Source organism: Paenibacillus ferrarius (genome assembly GCF_002027705.1).
Lineage (GTDB): Bacteria > Bacillota > Bacilli > Paenibacillales > NBRC-103111 > Paenibacillus_E > Paenibacillus_E ferrarius.
The window spans coordinates 1-19017 of the sequence record NZ_MBTG01000058.1 but is presented as its reverse complement, the minus strand read 5'-3'; the positions used below and the strand labels follow the sequence as shown (position 1 = coordinate 19017).

Below are 19017 nucleotides of genomic sequence, written 5' to 3'. Positions count from 1 at the left end.
AGCACGTACAGCGCCATGTTTGCCGACGGCATAGCCACGGTTCAGCTGCAGCTGAACCAAGCGGCGAAGCAATCTATCAGCTTGAGTGTAGCAGGCGTAGTAACACCGGCGGCGAATGTGCTGAGCATAACGCCACAAGCGGGCAGCCCGGCTTCGCTGGCGCTGACCAAAGACCTGACGGCGCCGACTAGAAACGGCGGACTGTTCGCACAGCAGCCGGTGGTGACGCTTCGGGATACTTTCGGCAATACGAGTGTGGGCGACAGCAGCACCGTTGTGACTGTCTCGAAGAAGGATGCGGGCGATTGGACGTTAACGGGAGCAACGGCCGCCACGGCAAGCTCCGGCATCGTCGCCTTCACGGGTCTGGGCGCAGCGAATGACGATGAGGTGACAGGAGCCCAGCTCGCCTTCGACGCGGCAGGCCTGCCGGGGGTTTCCAGTGCAGCCGTTACGCTTCCGGAGCCGGGGGCTGCCTTCCTTAACTTGAAGGTGGCTGCAAGCGGAGATAGCCATGTTCTTCTGGCATGGGAGGAAGTCTACGGAACTGTAAGCTACGCCGTATACCAGAGAACGGCTTCGGGCACGTATGGAGCACCAGCGGCTACGGTAAGCGGTTCTGTCTACGGCTACGATGCCAGCGAATTGACGAATGGCACAACCTATTCCTTTATCGTCAAAGCCACCAACCGCAAGGGAGCTGTCGTTACCTCCAATGAGGTAAGCGCAACACCTGGGGCGATACCGGCGGTACCTTCAGCGCCAACAGCTGTAACTGCAACAGCAGGGAATGGTCAGGCTATCGTCAGCTTCGCCATCCCAGCAGTCAACGGAGGAAGCGCAATAACAAAGTACGAGGTCACGGCCTTACCGGGGAATATAACGGCAGCAGGCCCAGCAAGTCCGATCACAGTAACCGGTTTAACCAACGGAACAACTTATACGTTTACGGTAAGAGCTGTTAATCTTACAGGCAGCAGCGCTGCCTCCGCCGTCTCCAATGCAGTGACGCCAACAGCGTCAACTAACAACAGCGGCGGCAGCAGCCCAACAGAGCCAGCCAACAGCAGCGGCGACAGCTCAACAGAGCCCGAAACATCAAATTCGCCTGCCGGAGTTGAATTCCTGGTCAATGGCAAGGTTGAGAAGATAGGGACCGCAACGACAGCCAAGGTGAAGGATCAGACGGTCACTACGGTTGTGGTTGATCCGAAGGTGCTGGAGCGCAAGCTTGCGACAGAGGAACAGCATGCAGTGATTATGATTTCGGTGAATACAAAATCCGATGTGGTGATTGGAGAAATAAGCGGGCAAATCGTAAAAATCATGGAGCAAAAGGCTGCGGTCATTGTAGTCAAAACGGAGAACGCGACCTATACCTTGCCCGCAGAGCAGATCAACATCAGTGGTCTTTCCGAACAGTTTGGCAAAAATGTGCAGCTTCAGGATATTAAGATAACTGTTGAAATTTCCAAGCCGGCAATGAGCACGGTGAAACTGCTGGAGGAGGCGGCAGCAAAAGGAGGGTTCACTCTTGTCGCTCCGGCGCTCAACTTTACGGTACGAGGCGCTTACGGAGATTCAACGGTTGACGTGTCGAAATTCAACGCATACGTGGAAAGAACAATCGTGATTCCGAAGGCTGTAAATTCAGGGGAAATTGTAACCGGGGTTGTTGTTGAACCGGACGGAGCCATTCGCCCTGTACCGACCCAATTGATTACAGTAGACGGCAAGTCTGTGGCTAGAGTGAGCAGCTTGACCAATAGCACGTATTCGATCGTAAGGCATCAAGAAGAGTACAAGGATATGGGGCAGCATTGGGCGAAGAATGCGGTGAATGAAATGGGCTTGCGGATGGTCGTTAACGGCATTGACGATCACCTGTTCCAACCCGATCAAGCGATTACATGGGCGGAGCTTGCTGCGATCCTGGTTCGGGGCTTGGGGTTGAAGATGGAAGGCGGATCAACGGCATTCGCGGACGTGAAGACTACGGATTGGTACAGCAGCCTAATTCAAACGGCCTATGCCTACAAGCTGATTAGCGGGTACGAAGACGGTTCCTTCCGTCCGAATGATATCGTTACCCGGGAACAAGCCATGGTCATGATCGCCAAAGCGATGAAGATCACCAACCTGAAGGCCAAGCTGCCTGTCCAGTCAACTGATGCCACATTGCGGCCATACACAGATACAGCAGCTGCATCCAGTTGGGCGCTAAGCAGTATAGCGGATAGTATTCAAGCGGAAGTTGTTTCTGGAAGAGAAAGCAATGAGCTTGCACCAAAAGGGAAGCTGACCCGGGCAGAGGCTATCACGATTATTCAGCGGCTTCTGCAAAAATCCGGATTGATTTAAATGATCCTGTCATAAACAAGAAGCTATTCTCAAGTATGCCCTTCCGAGCGACTGTGTCCACAGTTGCTTGGGAGGGCATTTTTATTACCACAATAGAAAGTACAAGTTTTCGGTTCCCGAAAACGTCTTTCTATTTGGTGATAAAACCTACCTTTAAACGCGGTCGCTCATCTTTGAATGGCCTCGATAGAGGTTTTCTCATTGCACCCGCTTTACCATAAAACGCGAATGCAAAATAAAAATCCCCTGTGAAATAGCCGTGCTTTCCGCCTATGTTTCATGTAATAATAAACAAAAATGTTATATAATTATAAATAAAATTGGTCCGGGAGTTTCTACGAGATTACGGTCACGCTCCCCATACGGGATGCGACCAGGGACTTTAAAAGTCTGTATGATGCATTGGGCCGTGTACTCGACCTTCTTCACGAAGCGCAAAGCTGGAAGGTGTACTCGACCTGGTCTCTTTCGGTTTTAAAGCAGCTGGGATTGGCCTTATCCTCCATTCATAACGATACCACCTCGTTCTCGGTAACCGGTGACTACCCCGATACGGAGAAATTGGCGATTACGCACGGGTACAGCAAAGATGGCCAGCCAGATCTCAAGCAGCTGTTGATCGGTATAGGCGTAACGCCGGAGCGTTGCCGGTCTTTGCAAAAGTTGAAGATGGCAATAAGAACGACAAAACGTGGAACTTCGAGTAGCGTAGAGCTTAAATTTATCTGTAAATAAATTTCGAGGTTTCAATATCTTATGAGCACGGGCATTTTGAGTGAAGAGCACAGGCGGTTCACAACTTTCTTTACATGGTAATTTTTAGTGGTTCACGACTTTCTTTTTTTCGCCTTTGTCACGAGCCGCGGCAAACCAGTAAAGTCAACAAAATTGGTTCACGACTTTTATATCACCTGACAATTATTATTGTAAGTGTTGAGTGACATTAAAGTTGGTAAGTAATCATAGCATCATGATAAGTCCCGATCTATCAGACGGTCGGGACATTTATTATTTAATAGGATGTGAAATGATGATTAATATTGGGCCCAATATTCGTAGGTTACGAAAATTAAATATTATGAATCAAGTGGAGTTCTCGAGCAAAATAGGCATTTCTCAAGGGAATTTAAGTGAGATTGAGCAAGGAAATTGTAATCCATCTTTTGATACCTTATTAGCTATAAAGAAACAATTTAATTGCAATATTGATGATTTAATAATTATTGTTAAATCAAATAATTCTTCTGTATTATCAGTAGGAGAATTAAGTATGATTTCAAACTATAGGTTTTTAGATGGGTTAGATTAAAAAGAAATAGATGAAATCATTAAAATAAAGATTTCTTTAAATAAGGAAAAACTAATCGGATATAAAGTGTGGTCTGCAAGTTAGTCCCGGTGAGCTATTACAGTCATCGGGACTATTTTTTTCGAACTGTCATTAAGCTAAAGGGCAGGCTAGCGTAAACAAAATAACCATACGTAGTTAATTACATTTCGGGATTAGCGCAATGATTTTCGGCAGCTTCGTTTGGTTAACGGGGGTAGTTTAAGTAAATGTAAATATTTACTTGCGAACTAGTGTTCGGTATAATAAACTTGATTCCATTACAAAAAGGAGATGTTGGATATGTATAAACACATTAAAGATTTTGCCGCAACTTGGCAGAATGAAACGGAAGCAACAATGCGGACACTGGAGATGCTGACCGACGAGTCTCTTGGCCAACAGATAACAAGCGATCATAGAACGCTTGGACGTGTTGCATGGCACCTTGTACAGACGTTGCACGAAATGCCATCTCGGACGGGACTGTCTTTCGAAGGACCGGGCGAAGATATGCCGGTGCCAGCTTCGGCAGCAGACATCGCGTCAGTCTATAAGAGGACCTCACAAGCGCTCCTTGATGCTATACAGTCCAGTTGGAAAGATGAGAATCTGCTTATCATGAGCGATATGTATGGTGATCAATGGCCAAACGGCTTAATGCTGGATATTCTCGTAAAGCATGAGATTCATCATCGTGGTCAGCTGACAGTCCTGATGCGTCAGGCAGGCCTTCGTGTGCCGGATCTTTACGGCCCGACAAAAGAGCAGTGGGCCGAGTACGGAGCGCTACCTCCAGTAATTTAGAGTGTAAGATTATATCCGCTTTGGCCGTTTAGCTATAGTGGGATTTATAAGTATTTTATCATAGGATTGAAAGTGGTGGCTTGAATCATAGACAAGAGGATACCATCGACTGAAACTGTTGATTCTATTGAACTACCGGGTAAGTTGAGCCACGCGGATTGAGGTTAAGATTTATTAAACTAACGGAAAACAAGAGTTAAGTAAATGTAACATGATTGAAATCTTATTTTCATGTGGCATTAATGAATCAAGCATATAATAAAAGTCGACCCCCCTTTAAAATATAAACTTAGACCCTCAGCCGTTGCTGTGGGTCTCTTTTTGCTATTAAACTAAAGGGCAGTTATTTTTCAATAGCTCTTGTTTTTATGCTCGAGACAATGGTAACATTTAATGGGAACATGTGTTTGTTTTTTTGTATTTTCCAACGGATAGGGGGAATAGGCGTGGTTGAAATCATTGAAAAAGAGCAATTTTCGGTTATTGGAAAATTAGGAAAGGGGTTTGCTAATGAGGCTCCCCAATGGATACCATCATTATGGAAAGAAGCAAATAGTAACTTTATTGAGATAAGCAACCTCGCCATCCATCATCATGTGCAAGCTACTCCCGTTTGTTTCCTTAAGGAGCCGATGTGTACATGATCCAATTGACGAACCGCCAGGCACGGCAATTTCTGCTATTGAAGCACGGGCTGCTGGGCGAATATCAATTTACCGGAAAGCAGGGAGTATTGGATTTTGTGCGGCAGGTCGGCTGTATTCAATACGATCCCATCGATGTTTGCGGAAAAAACGCCGAACTGGTGTTGCAGTCGCGAATCAAAGGATTTACCAAGAACATGCTCGCCGAGTTGCTGTATCAAGATAGAAGCCTTGTCGATTATCCCGACAAGAATTTGGCCATTATTCCTGTCGAGGACTGGCCGTATTTTGAGCGGTACAGGCAGGCCGCCCGACAACATGCCAAGCGCTATCCCGAAATGGAAGCGTTGATAGAGCAAGTACGGGCTCACATCCAAAATCACGGTGCGCTAAGTTCGGATGATCTGAAATTGGATGGAAATTTCACTTGGCAATCGGTCATCCACTGGAGCAGCGGAAACAATTCATCCCGGTCGGTGCTGGAGCAGATGTACTCGACAGGCGAGTTGATTATACATCACAAAAAAGGAACGCGTAAATATTACGATATCGCCGGGAAGTACATACAGCCAAATCTGCTGAATGCACCGGAGCCGCTGGAGGGCGAGCATGAGCATCACAAGTGGCGGGTACTGCGCCGGATCGGCGCTGTTGGCCTTTTATGGAATCGCGCATCCGATGCCTGGCTGAACATATGGGGATTGAAAGCGGAGCAGCGCAATGAGGTTTTCCGCCAACTGTTGTACGAAGCTCGCATTGTTGCTGTTGCCGTGGAACAATTGAAGGATATATTGTACTGCCGCGCGGAGGACTTGCCGCTTATTGAAGCCGTTCTGCAAAATCCGGCGCCGAAATGGCGTTGCGAGCTGATTGCCCCACTAGATAATTTCATATGGGACAGAAAACTGATCAACGTATTGTTTGGATTCGATTACACCTGGGAGATTTACACGCCTGCAATCAAACGGAAATTCGGCCATTATGTGTTGCCTCTAATATACGGAGAAAGCCTCATCGGACGAGCCGAGGTAATCGCGGAGCGAAAAGCCGGGACGCTCGTTGTTAAAAACATCTGGTACGAGAACGACATAAAGCCAACAAAGCAATTGCGAACAGCCTTGAACAATTGCTTTCAAAATTTTGCATTATTCAACGGATGCGAGACGATTTCGATAGAGTCTATGAACTGATATTTCCAGTTCCCTGGTAACATTTGCCAACAAGTTTCCGCGTACGAAACAGGTAAGCCGACGCGTCCGGTAGCGCCGTTGTATGTGTACATGAGTTTCTAGTGGGGGGTTCAAGCGCGGGGGCTAAACTAAACCAGCTAATTTTTGGTCTGTATCTTGGAAATCTGATTTGCTTTTTAGTAATGCATAAATCCAATGTAAAAGCTTATTAACACAAGCGATGATGGCTACCCTGAAGGGTTTACCTTCATTTCGTTTCTTATCGTAAAATTCTCTTAATCTTTTATTTCGTGGGATAATTTCTTCTGTTGTATCAGAAGGAGAATTAAGCATGCTATCAAACTATAGGTTGTTAGATGGGTTTGATCAAAGAGAAATGGACGAAATCTTTAAAATAAAGATTTCATTAAATAAAGAAAAAATCAAATCTGATTTAAATATGGGATCTCTTAGTTAGTCCCGGTGAGCTATTACAGTCACCGGGACTATTTTTTATGTGTAGACTTACGAAGGGGCATTAAGCTATCGGGCAGCATTCCTATTATGTAGAAATACGGGGTTTGAAAAACAAAAAGACTCCTTGGTATGATGTTTATGGGTCCTAGATGCTGGCCAGCGACCTGTTCCCAATAGAAACCGATAAAAGTCTAGAACATATACAAATGCTTATGATATCAAAGGGACTTAAAGAAAATTTCAGGATTGCAAAAGAATACCCAAAAGCTTTCAAAAATTGAGAGTGTTGAATAACTCTGAAAATTCAAAAAGTCCGGATGCGATAGCGAGGGCTTGAATGGTAGCTGATTCGAATTAATTGCCAGGGAGGGCGACTATCCTATGAAAGATGTATTAATGAATAGATTAAAGACTTTCCTTCATCGTGAGGATAATAGCACACTAGTAGGCAGTCCGGCGTGCCAAGAGGAAATTGCTAATGCACAGCAGAGTCTGAATGTAAACTTCCATGAGGACTATGTGCATTTTATCCGAACGTTTGGGGGGGGCATATGCAGGTCTTGCGGTATATGCATTCTCAAATGGCTCCAGTCTCGGAAACGAAACGGTTGTCGATTTGACTCTCGGGGCCCGAGAGCAATTCAAGGAGCTTCCCTTTGCAGAGGTTTTACGAACCAGTTATGTCATCTCTATGGATGGTTCCGGCGATCCGATTATAATCAATGAGGCTGGAAATGTTTTGATTTGTTACCACGATATCGGGGAGATCGAGTTATTAGCGGATTCATTCGAGGCGCTGATCGAGGATAATTTTTATGAATGGTGAATGTTGTTATTACTATGATTCCAATGTCAGCTTAAAGCGACCCAGAGCTTGTAATGCGAAGTACAGAATTACGTTATATTATAATAGGATACAAAAGGGAGCTTTATTATGAATTATAGTATTGCGGAACATTGGAATCTTGAAAAGCATGAACTGCCCGGCATTAATTGCATCGTCTTTCCAAATGGCACTGTAACAATTTTAAATTGTTACAGCCTATATGACCCCAACACAAAAAAAAGTGAATTTTTTTGCTCTCCCATGTGTGACACAACCATTGAAAGCATAGCAAAGTATAATGATGACTATTGGACGATCGTTGATGAATGGGTCAGTATTGATTATCAAGACGGGAAAATCCATGGCGGTGATGGTCAAATGGGAAATGAAGGATTTATTGCTTGTACGGATGCTAAAGACCGTTTGGTATGGGGAATATTTTTTGAAGATTCAAACCCAATAAAAAACTTGGAAATTAAAGATAAAATCCTAATCGCTGTTAATGAGCATACCGAATTACAAATCGAAATCAACTTAGAAAACCTCACACAAATTAAAATGACTTGCATAAAATCAGAGTAAGGTTAAATCATTTTGTAACATATTCGGGAATAACTAAGTTAAGTGATCCAGCTATGGCGTTAAATGGAACAGAAATTCTTGACATAATTCCATGTCAAGAATATATGCCGATTGCCGATTTCCCCGGAGTGTTTCAACCTTGTCGCAAATCTAATGTAGGAGAGCCATTGTACTTTGAAGAGGGGGAATTGTTAATGCAAACTGTTTATATATTGTCAGGACCAGCAGGAGTAGGGAAATCAACGACTTCCTCTGCACTAGTGGACGCTTTAAAAAACAGTGCATATATCTCAGGTGACGATGTAAGTCATATGCATGTTAGGGGGCGTCAGAAGCCTTGGGAAAGCAAATCCGAGTTGTCCCTCATTTGGAATAATATCTTAGGTCTTACTCGAAATTTCGTTCTCAATGGGATTGATGTTGTAATAGATTATGTTACTTTTCCAGATGAGGCATATTGGCTAAGAGACAAGCTGATGGATTTAACCCAGAATGTGGTCTATGTGGTACTAATGACTGATCATGAGACCCTTTTAAAAAGAGACCAGTTGAGAATACCCGAACACCAGATGGGGGAACGGTGCCTTATCTTAATCCAAGAATTTAATGAATCAGGTTTAAATAGGAAATATTTGCTCGATACAGATCAGAAAAATGTTGATGAAATCAATCTGGTTATCGACGATATTATGAACAACAAACAATACAGCTTAGATGATTAAACTAACGGGAACGATAATTGAACAACAGCAGCGGCAGTCTAAGACTATATTTATCAAGTCTTGTTCTGTCGCTGCTTTATTTATTGGACCCAGTCTAAAACTTGTTTGTAAGAAGCTGATGATTTGAGGTTCCGGGAGCTATCCTGCGGCCTTATGTATTCCTCCCCTTGTTCGGAGCGCTGGCCAGTGTACTGCTGATACCTTCCGGCGAAATTTCGAATTGAGTATGATATGATAGCTATAATCTATCGGTGCGGAAAGGCTGTTAACAACCATGGGACCCTCCCACCTTCGCTAGAACCTGCCGGCGAGGATCACCCGGAGAAGAAGCGGAATGGGCGGGTTCACCTTGGACAAGCTGTGCAACAAAGTTGAGAATGTAACCCGCTTGGTCTACGGTGTTACGTCCAACCTGCCGTCCACCACCGAGTCGAAAACGTATTCACACAAACCGTTACTGAGTATGAGGGGAAGGCAGATGCGTAAAAAAGCAACAGCCGCATTCATAATTATTTGTGCGGCAATCACTCTTATGATGACGTACTTCATCTTGGCAAGCCGGCCTGCTGCAGGAAGCCGGCCTGAAGCGGTAAACGGGACAATGGATTTAACCGGCTGGAGCTTTGCCGATAACGGCAGCGTCCGTCTGGATGGACAATGGGAATTTTATCCATATGTACTCCTGACTCCCGACGATTTTCTCCCGGAAACCAAGAACGGCAAGCTGCCTGAGATGAATGGTTATGTCCACGTGCCGGACAGATGGGAGCATTATACGGTTAAGGACTGGAAGAAGTCGCCTTACGGGTATGCCACCTTCCGGCTGCATGTTGAACTGCCGGATGGGGCTGGCCAAAGCTACGGTATCAGGCAGACGAATATCAAAACGGCCCATACTCTGTTCGTAAACGGCCAGAAGCTCGGCGGCCGGGGCACTCCGGGGATGGACAAGCAGGGAACGGTTTCTGTGAACTCGCCGTACGTCCGTTTTTTTTCGGCGGACGGCAACAGTCTTGATATCATCGTGCAAGTTGCGAACTACCGGTATTCCCAGGGGGGCATTACCCAATCCATTGTATTGGGCTTTCAGGAGGACATTCAGTCCGCCCGGGAGTCGGCGATTGCCAAAGATTTGTTGGCCGCATCAACCTTTCTGTTAATCGGAGCCTTTTTCATTCTGCTTTTTTGGTGGGTGCAGGGGCGGGAGCGTTCGTGGCTCTATTTCGGGTTGAGCTGTGTAACAACGGCCTTGTATTCGATGACGCACAGCGAAAAAATCGCGATGCTGCCCCTAGCGGCATTTCCATACGAGCTGTTTACCAAAATCCAGGATTTTTCCGGGGTGTCGATAGAATTATTCTTGTTGCTGTATGCCAAACACTCCTATCCCAAGCTGTTTAATAGACATATGATGAAGCTGTTCGTAGCGGCAATCGCGGCGCGGATGCTGCTCATCGCGGCAACCCCGGCATCGGTATTTACTTATGCAAGTATTGTTAGCTTTGCTCTTACCTTTCTGGCTGTTCTCTATGTCATCTACGTGATGTCAGCTGGAGTTGTCCGCAGAATGGATGGCTCGGTTTATCTGCTTGTCGGCACATTGCCGTTATTGGTCATGGTTGTCCTGTCCTCCATGGATTACCTTGGTATTCCGGTCAACTTCCCCCTTCAGCTGTCCGCATGGATGGGCTTCTTCTTGGCGCATGGGCTGCTGCTGTCCAAACGGTTTGTCAATGAATTCGCTGCTGTTCGGATACTATCGGAGCGGCTGGAGTATATGGATCATTTGAAGGATGAATTTCTGGCCAATATATCCCATGAGCTGAAAACGCCGCTGCATGGAATTATCAACATATCCGAATCGCTGCTTGAGGAGGCGGCAGGTCCAATGACTCCGCAGCAAGAGGAGAATGTAGCGATGATCGCGGGTGTTGGCAAGAGAATGGCCCATCTGGTGGGTGACCTGCTTGACTTTTCCAGATTGAAGAATGGAGAGCTGGCCCTGAATCAGCAGGCCATCGCATTGCGTCCGGTTGTGCGCATTATATTCGAGATGTTCCGCCATTTGGCAGGCGATAAACCGGTGCGCTTTATTGACTTCCTGAGTGAGCGGCATATTGTTTATGCCGACGAGGACAGGCTGACGCAAATTTTGAACAATCTGGTCGGCAATGCGCTTAAATTTACTGCAGCAGGGGAAATTACCGTTTCGGCGCGGGAGGAGAACGGTTGGCTGGCGATTTCCGTTGCGGATACCGGGATCGGGATTCCATCCGATAAGCTGGAAGCGATCTTCGAAGCGTTCGAGCAAGCCGGGGACACGATTGCCAAGGATTACGGCGGAACCGGACTTGGGCTGAGCATTGCCAAACGGCTTGTGGAGTTGCATGGCGGAACGATTCGGGCGGAGTCGGAGCAGGAACAAGGCGCGGTATTTACGTTTACAGTGCCGCTCGCGAACGAAGCGGGCGAGCAACCGGTCGGTATGCGGGGGGAAAGAGTGAACACGCTTCTGGAGGCGGCTGCTTTGCAAGCCTTCCCGAAGGACACGATCCTCTTGGAAGGCGGCGGGGACTTTACCATCCTCGTTGTGGATGACGATGCCGCTAACCGTCAGGTGCTGCTCAATCTGTTGTCCGTTGAGAAATATACAGTTATCGCCGTATCCAGCGGGAGTGAGGCGATCCGTCAATTGGAATTGAATCGGCGCATCGACCTAGCGGTTGTGGATCTGCTGATGCCCGGAATGTCCGGTTACGAGGTATGCCGGACCATTCGCAAGCGCTATTCCCTATCAGACCTTCCGGTGCTGCTGCTTACAGCAAGAACCCGGCCGGAGGAAATGCTGGCCGCCTTTGATGAGGGCGTGAATGATTTTCTCGGCAAGCCGGTTGACGCCAGTGAATTGAAGGCGCGCATCCGGACGCTGCTGAAGATGAAAACATCCGTAAGCGAATCGGCAAGCAACGAGATGGCTTTCCTGCAGGCGCAGATCAAGCCTCACTTTCTGTATAATGCGCTGAATACAATCTCGGCCTTCTCGTTGGATGATCCGCAGGCTGCGCGGGACTTGCTTGCCAAACTCAGCCAGTATTTGCGGGGCAGCTTCGATTTTGGGAATCTGGACAGACTCATACCCTTGAGCAAGGAACTGGAGCTTGTTGAAGCTTACCTCTCGATTGAAAAAGCCCGCTTCGGGGAGCGGCTCCGCATCGTGTATGATGTCGACGGTCAGGTTCATTGCCTGCTGCCGCCGATCGTTATTCAGCCATTAGTGGAAAATGCGGTGCAGCACGGCTTGGCTGATCGGAAACAGGGTGTTACGGTTGCGATCCTGGTTCGGGCAGCGGAAGACCATGTTGTCATTACTGTGGAGGATGACGGCGTAGGGTTTGAGCAGTCCTTGCAGGATAAATTATTCAGGGACAATGACGCGGCAAGCAGTGGTGTGGCTCTGGAAAACATTCAGCGCCGACTTGTTCGGGTGTACGGCCACGGCTTGGACATCAAAAGCAAGGCCACAGGTGGGACAACGGTAACGATCCGTATCCCAAAAGGAGGGCAATGGATGTGATTAAGGTGATGGCGGTTGACGATGAGCTGCCTGCTTTAAAAATGGTGGAGAGCGTGCTCCGGACTTTTGACGATGTGGATATCTGCGGACTTTTTCAAGATCCGGAGGAGCTGCTGGAGCGGGTGCCCGCGGCGGAACCGGACCTGGTGCTCGTCGATATGAAGATGCCCGGCATGAACGGCCTGGAGCTGGCCGGCCGTATTCAAGAGTGCAACGCCGGGGTTTCGATTGCTTTTGTTACGGCCTATGATCATTACGCGGTAGCTGCCTTTCAGGCGGAAGCGCTTGATTATGTGCTAAAGCCGGTAACGGTGGAGCGGCTGCGCCAGACATTGGACCGGATCGCCAAGAGGCGAAGGGCAGAATCTGTAGGCTTGGACTTGAAGCAGAAGATGTCCGTCCGCAGCTTTATACGATTTTCAGTGGAAGCCCCTGACGGGAAGGAGCTGAAATTTCGCAGGGCCAAGACGGAGGAGCTGCTTGCCTTCCTGCTTCATCATGGGAATCAGCCGGTTGCCAAAGAGAAGATTATGGATGCGTTATGGGGAGACCGTGACGCAGACCGGGCGCGGGGGATGCTGTATACGACGATGTATCAGCTGCGCAAGGAGCTGGAGGAGTTCGGCCTGTTCGAGGCTATCGAGCAGAGCCGCGCCGCAGGAGGACGCTGCCGCTTGGTACGGGTTCCGGATTTATGGGATTGCAGCGAATTTGAAAAAAGGTGCCGGCGTTTTAAGGAAGACCATCATATAGAAGATGCGCATCGGGCAGTGGAGTTGTACAAGGGCGGCTATTTAGTGGAGAACGGATATGAATGGGCGGCTGAAAAAAGAGAAGAGCTTGAGCTGGCGTACGTCGAGCTGCTCAACCATATTACCAATGATGCGGTGAGTCAGCACCGCTTTGATGCAGCCCTGCGGCATTTGGAAAGATGGGCCCAGCTGCACCCTTTGACGGAACTCATTCATGTCAAAATCATTGCGCTGCATCTTTTGATGAATAACAAGGATGCGGCTGTAGCGCATGAAAGATGGCTCAGGAACTTATTCGCCCGTGAGCTGGGCGTTTCTTCTGGCATCGACATGAGGACCTTGGCGTTGAATCCTTTAGCGGTATTCTCATAATGGAATGGGGTGCGGCCCTCTCGTCTGTCAGGACGGCGAGGGCCGTTTTGCTGTGTTCAAATTCGGTTCAAAATGAATTTGTATAATTATAGCGGAAAATGTCGTTTATTCATTTTATTTGGTATGCATCATGATGGAGGAGGGAAAGGAATGGGTAAAAAAGGAAAGCAGCTTGTGGCCTGTATGTTGACCGTTCTGCTGATGATAGGACTGTTGGCTGACGGGTCTGGAGGAAAAGCTTATGCCGCTGGCGGCTACACCATTACCTCAATAGCTGGTACGGGTGAGGTCGGCTTTACGGGCGACGGGGGTTTGGCGACGTCGGCTCAATTGGGCGGCCTGCCGGCGATTATGCTTCCGGGCCAGGACGTCGATGTAAGTGGAGGCATGGTGACGGATAGCAAGGGAAATCTTTATATAGCGGACACCAATAACCACCGGGTCCGCAAGATCGGAGCGGATGGCAAGATTAGCACGGTGGCGGGTACGGGTAAGGCCGGGTCCTCGGGCGACGGAGGCTTGGCTACGTCAGCCGAATTGAGTAGTCCAAGAGGTCTGGCGGTAGACAGCGGCGACAATCTGTATATCGCGGATGCCGGCAACAGTCGGATCCTGAAGCTCCTTACAAACGGCAGGATTTCCACGGTGCCTGGCGGATTTAGCGACCCCCGAGGATTGGCTGTGGACAGCAAAGGAAATCTGTACATCGCCGAGTATGGCAACAACCTGATCCGGAAAGTGGATACGAACGGCAATAAAAGTACGGTAGCTGGCACCTACCAGAAGGGCTTTGGAGGGGACAGCCTGCCGGCGACGAAGGCTCTGTTGAACCATCCGAGCGGAGTAGGATTTGACAGCACGGGAATGATGTATATCTTTGACGAAGGCAACCGCCGCATTCGCAGAGTCGATCTTAGCGGATTGATCTGGACGGAGGCCGGCGGCGGCCCTGGGTTTGGCAGCAAACTCGAGGGAGAAAGTGCGACTGATGTTGCCCTGCAGGCTCCCAGAGCAATGGCGGTAGGCGCTGATGGCACGTTGTATATAGCGGATTATTTCAATCACCGGATTCTGAAGATTGATAATATCTTCCGGAAGATCAGCATTATCGCGGGCACTGGAATTCGCGGCTATTCCGGCGATGGCGGGGAGGCGAAGACGGCTCAATTAGAGAACCCCAATGCATTGGCCCTGGATAAGAGTGGGAATTTGTATGTGGAGGATGCCCAAGGCACCCGGATCCGGAAGCTGACCCCACCAGCGGATAATTCCGAACCGGGAGGCAACGGGGGAGAGACGCCTGCTTGCAGCTACTGTCTCCAAGTCGTTGCCGGTGTAGGTGTTAACGGCTATTCGGGAGACGGGAATCTGGCCACCTTGGCCAGATTGAATAGACCTTATGACGTGGCAACGAACAGCAAAGGAGATGTGTACATTGCGGATACATGGAACAATGCAATCAGAAAAGTAGACAAGGAGAGCAAGAAAATCAGCACGGTGACAGCCGACAAATTAATAGTAAGCTTTCCGACTGGAGTGACGTTTGATCAATCCGACAACCTGTATATCGCCAATAATAACCTTGGTACGGTTGTAAAGCTGGCTTCGGATGGCACCGTCAGCACGGTGGCGGGTACGATGGGTAAGGGGGGGTTCGGGAATTATGATGATCGTAAGCGGGGGGATGAAGGACCGGCGACTTCGGCCCAATTAAATAGCCCCAGTAAAGTGGCCATCGATAACAGCGGAAATCTATATATCATGGATGGCGAAGCTTATCGGGTTCGCAGGGTAGACAAGAATACCGGGATAATCAGTACAGTAGCCGGTACAGGAGTTAAAGGCTATTCGGGAGACGGAGGACCGGCAACCTCGGCACAAATAGGCTATGGTACGGGAATTGCCGTTGACAAGAGCGGAAACCTGTATATATCAGATCGGGATAAGAAAGTGATCCGCAAAATAGCGGCAGACGGAACGATCAGCGCGCTAATCTCCGACATCTATGCGGGAGGACTCGCCTTCGACAGCGACGGAAGTCTGTATATTTCGGCAGGGTATGTCGTTAAAATGGATATCACCGGAGCAGTAAATAGCGATAGCGTAGCAACCGGGGCAAATGGCCTCACGGTAGACAAGGATGGCGTTCTGTATACCGCGGATCTTTACAGCAGCCTGGTTCGAAAGATAGGCCCGCCAAAGCCCGCATATACGCTCGGCGTGACTCCGCCTGCAGGGAGCAGCCATCTCGTCGGGGAGGATCAGGCGTTTAAGCTGAATGTATTGGACGAGGCGCAGAGCAAGGATCTGAAATTTAAGGACGGCACTTACGATGTGACCGTATCCGGCTATAGGGCAGCACCTAACGGCACCTATGGCAGCATCAACGGGAAAACCTTGACTGCAGGAACCACGACGGTGAGCGGCGTCCAGGTTGTGAAAGGAGAAGCCACGGTAAACCTGAGGCTGAACAAGGCAAGGGGGGCTTCCCTCGTCTTCAGTATGACGGGGGTAGCCACACCGTCGAAACAGGTGGATTACAATCTGGACACGGGCAGCCCGGCTACACTGGCGCTGACCACTGACCTGGCTGCGCCGGAGCAGGCCGGAGGCGTGTTTGCGCAGCAACCGGTCATAGCGGTTAACGATGCTTACGGCAACTGGGTATCGAATGATAACAGCACCGTGGCGACTGTATCCAAGAAGGACACCGGAGCGTGGACATTGACGGGAACAACGGAGCAAAAAGCGAAATCGGGCCTAATCACCTATACCAACCTGGGCGCAGTGAACGAGGATGAGGTGGCAGGCGCTCAACTCGTGTTCAACGCAACGGGTTGGCCGCAGTTGACAAGCGCGTCCGTCACGCTGCCGGTGCCGGCGCCAAAGTATACGGTCAGCGCAGCCGCAGCTGCAGCCGCTCCTGTAGCGGGCGTGGACAATCTGGTCACACTGACCGTGAGGAACTCGCTGGGTGATACGGATACAACCTTCAACGGCGCTCATGAGGTTGCCATATCCGGCTACACCGCAGCGCCTGACGGCACCTATGGCAGCCTTGGCGGGAATGCCTTAACCGTAACATCGAGCACGTACAGCGCCATGTTTGCCGACGGCATAGCCACGGTTCAGCTGCAGCTGAACCAAGCGGCGAAGCAATCTATCAGCTTGAGTGTAGCAGGCGTAGTAACACCGGCGGCGAATGTGCTGAGCATAACGCCACAAGCGGGCAGCCCGGCTTCGCTGGCGCTGACCAAAGACCTGACGGCGCCGACTAGAAACGGCGGACTGTTCGCACAGCAGCCGGTGGTGACGCTTCGGGATACTTTCGGCAATACGAGTGTGGGCGACAGCAGCACCGTTGTGACTGTCTCGAAGAAGGATGCGGGCGATTGGACGTTAACGGGAGCAACGGCCGCCACGGCAAGCTCCGGCATCGTCGCCTTCACGGGTCTGGGCGCAGCGAATGACGATGAGGTGACAGGAGCCCAGCTCGCCTTCGACGCGGCAGGCCTGCCGGGGGTTTCCAGTGCAGCCGTTACGCTTCCGGAGCCGGGGGCTGCCTTCCTTAACTTGAAGGTGGCTGCAAGCGGAGATAGCCATGTTCTTCTGGCATGGGAGGAAGTCTACGGAACTGTAAGCTACGCCGTATACCAGAGAACGGCTTCGGGCACGTATGGAGCACCAGCGGCTACGGTAAGCGGTTCTGTCTACGGCTACGATGCCAGCGAATTGACGAATGGCACAACCTATTCCTTTATCGTCAAAGCCACCAACCGCAAGGGAGCTGTCGTTACCTCCAATGAGGTAAGCGCAACACCTGGGGCGATACCGGCGGTACCTTCAGCGCCAACAGCTGTAACTGCAACAGCAGGGAATGGTCAGGCTATCGTCAGCTTCGCCATCCCAGCAGTCAACGGAGGAAGCGCAATAACAAAGTACGAGGTCACGGCCTTACCGGGGAATATAACGGCAGCAGGCCCAGCAAGTCCGATCACAGTAACCGGTTTAACCAACGGAACAACTTATACGTTTACGGTAAGAGCTGTTAATCTTACAGGCAGCAGCGCTGCCTCCGCCGTCTCCAATGCAGTGACGCCAACAGCGTCAACTAACAACAGCGGCGGCAGCAGCCCAACAGAGCCAGCCAACAGCAGCGGCGACAGCTCAACAGAGCCCGAAACATCAAATTCGCCTGCCGGAGTTGAATTCCTGGTCAATGGCAAGGTTGAGAAGATAGGGACCGCAACGACAGCCAAGGTGAAGGATCAGACGGTCACTACGGTTGTGGTTGATCCGAAGGTGCTGGAGCGCAAGCTTGCGACAGAGGAACAGCATGCAGTGATTATGATTTCGGTGAATACAAAATCCGATGTGGTGATTGGAGAAATAAGCGGGCAAATCGTAAAAATCATGGAGCAAAAGGCTGCGGTCATTGTAGTCAAAACGGAGAACGCGACCTATACCTTGCCCGCAGAGCAGATCAACATCAGTGGTCTTTCCGAACAGTTTGGCAAAAATGTGCAGCTTCAGGATATTAAGATAACTGTTGAAATTTCCAAGCCGGCAATGAGCACGGTGAAACTGCTGGAGGAGGCGGCAGCAAAAGGAGGGTTCACTCTTGTCGCTCCGGCGCTCAACTTTACGGTACGAGGCGCTTACGGAGATTCAACGGTTGACGTGTCGAAATTCAACGCATACGTGGAAAGAACAATCGTGATTCCGAAGGCTGTAAATTCAGGGGAAATTGTAACCGGGGTTGTTGTTGAACCGGACGGAGCCATTCGCCCTGTACCGACCCAATTGATTACAGTAGACGGCAAGTCTGTGGCTAGAGTGAGCAGCTTGACCAATAGCACGTATTCGATCGTAAGGCATCAAGAAGAGTACAAGGATATGGGGCAGCATTGGGCGAAGAATGCGGTGAATGAAATGGGCTTGCGGATGGTCGTTAACGGCATTGACGATCACCTGTTCCAACCCGATCAAGCGATTACATGGGCGGAGCTTGCTGCGATCCTGGTTCGGGGCTTGGGGTTGAAGATGGAAGGCGGATCAACGGCATTCGCGGACGTGAAGACTACGGATTGGTACAGCAGCCTAATTCAAACGGCCTATGCCTACAAGCTGATTAGCGGGTACGAAGACGGTTCCTTCCGTCCGAATGATATCGTTACCCGGGAACAAGCCATGGTCATGATCGCCAAAGCGATGAAGATCACCAACCTGAAGGCCAAGCTGCCTGTCCAGTCAACTGATGCCACATTGCGGCCATACACAGATACAGCAGCTGCATCCAGTTGGGCGCTAAGCAGTATAGCGGATAGTATTCAAGCGGAAGTTGTTTCTGGAAGAGAAAGCAATGAGCTTGCACCAAAAGGGAAGCTGACCCGGGCAGAGGCTA

General features: G+C 49.6%; 11 protein-coding genes and 3 pseudogenes. 13 read left to right on the top strand and 1 reads right to left on the bottom strand.

Annotation, left to right across the window (positions count from 1 at the left end):
* From BC351_RS36900 to BC351_RS36875, 6 genes and pseudogenes are all read left to right on the top strand, one after another.
* Nucleotides 1-2361, top strand: a 2361-nt coding sequence (locus BC351_RS36900; RefSeq protein WP_144028650.1) for an S-layer homology domain-containing protein, incomplete at its 5' end; no start/stop codon positions are given.
* A 396-nt stretch (nt 2362-2757) separates the two neighbouring features.
* Nucleotides 2758-3065: pseudogene (locus BC351_RS36895) on the top strand (IS1634 family transposase); the annotation flags it as partial.
* Nucleotides 3066-3388: 323 nt separating this feature from the next.
* The gene (locus BC351_RS36890) at nt 3389-3670 is read left to right on the top strand and encodes a helix-turn-helix domain-containing protein (protein WP_158082366.1); all 282 of its coding nucleotides are present in this window, start codon (nt 3389-3391) and stop codon (nt 3668-3670) included.
* 321 nt (nt 3671-3991) lie between these two features.
* Nucleotides 3992-4495 (top strand): DinB family protein, encoded by a 504-nt coding sequence (locus BC351_RS36885; RefSeq protein WP_079420572.1) that lies wholly within the window; start codon nt 3992-3994, stop codon nt 4493-4495.
* A gap of 446 nt (nt 4496-4941) precedes the next feature.
* The gene (locus tag BC351_RS36880) at nt 4942-5139 is read left to right on the top strand and encodes a hypothetical protein (protein WP_079420570.1); all 198 of its coding nucleotides are present in this window, start codon (nt 4942-4944) and stop codon (nt 5137-5139) included.
* The gene (locus BC351_RS36875) at nt 5136-6329 is read left to right on the top strand and encodes a winged helix-turn-helix domain-containing protein (protein WP_079420568.1); all 1194 of its coding nucleotides are present in this window, start codon (nt 5136-5138) and stop codon (nt 6327-6329) included. Before BC351_RS36880 ends, BC351_RS36875 begins: the two co-directional genes overlap by 4 nt.
* Before the next feature lie 123 nt (nt 6330-6452).
* Here BC351_RS36875 and BC351_RS36870 read toward each other — a convergent pair.
* Nucleotides 6453-6641: pseudogene (locus BC351_RS36870) on the bottom strand (hypothetical protein); the annotation flags it as partial.
* Nucleotides 6642-6660: 19 nt separating this feature from the next.
* On the opposite strand from BC351_RS36870, the gene BC351_RS44030 reads away from it, so the two are divergent.
* The 7 genes and pseudogenes from BC351_RS44030 to BC351_RS36840 all read left to right on the top strand — a co-directional run.
* Complete coding sequence (locus BC351_RS44030) at nt 6661-6786, top strand: hypothetical protein (RefSeq protein ID WP_279628396.1); 126 nt, start codon at nt 6661-6663, stop codon at nt 6784-6786.
* Nucleotides 6787-7166: 380 nt separating this feature from the next.
* Nucleotides 7167-7611: pseudogene (locus tag BC351_RS36865) on the top strand (SMI1/KNR4 family protein).
* A 108-nt stretch (nt 7612-7719) separates the two neighbouring features.
* A complete protein-coding gene (locus BC351_RS36860) occupies nt 7720-8193 on the top strand; it encodes a hypothetical protein (RefSeq protein ID WP_079420566.1) in 474 nt (157 codons plus the stop codon).
* A gap of 53 nt (nt 8194-8246) precedes the next feature.
* A complete protein-coding gene (locus tag BC351_RS36855; RefSeq protein ID WP_244209303.1) occupies nt 8247-8915 on the top strand; it encodes an AAA family ATPase in 669 nt (222 codons plus the stop codon).
* A gap of 334 nt (nt 8916-9249) precedes the next feature.
* Nucleotides 9250-12489, top strand: a complete 3240-nt coding sequence (locus tag BC351_RS36850; RefSeq protein WP_079420564.1) for a hybrid sensor histidine kinase/response regulator — start codon at nt 9250-9252, stop codon at nt 12487-12489.
* Entirely contained in the window at nt 12486-13613 is a 1128-nt protein-coding gene (locus BC351_RS36845) for a response regulator (protein ID WP_158082365.1), read from the top strand. The genes BC351_RS36850 and BC351_RS36845 overlap by 4 nt, the downstream gene beginning before the upstream one ends.
* Nucleotides 13614-13763: 150 nt before the next feature.
* A partial coding sequence (locus BC351_RS36840; protein WP_079420559.1) for an NHL domain-containing protein occupies nt 13764-19017 on the top strand: 5254 nt, incomplete at its 3' end.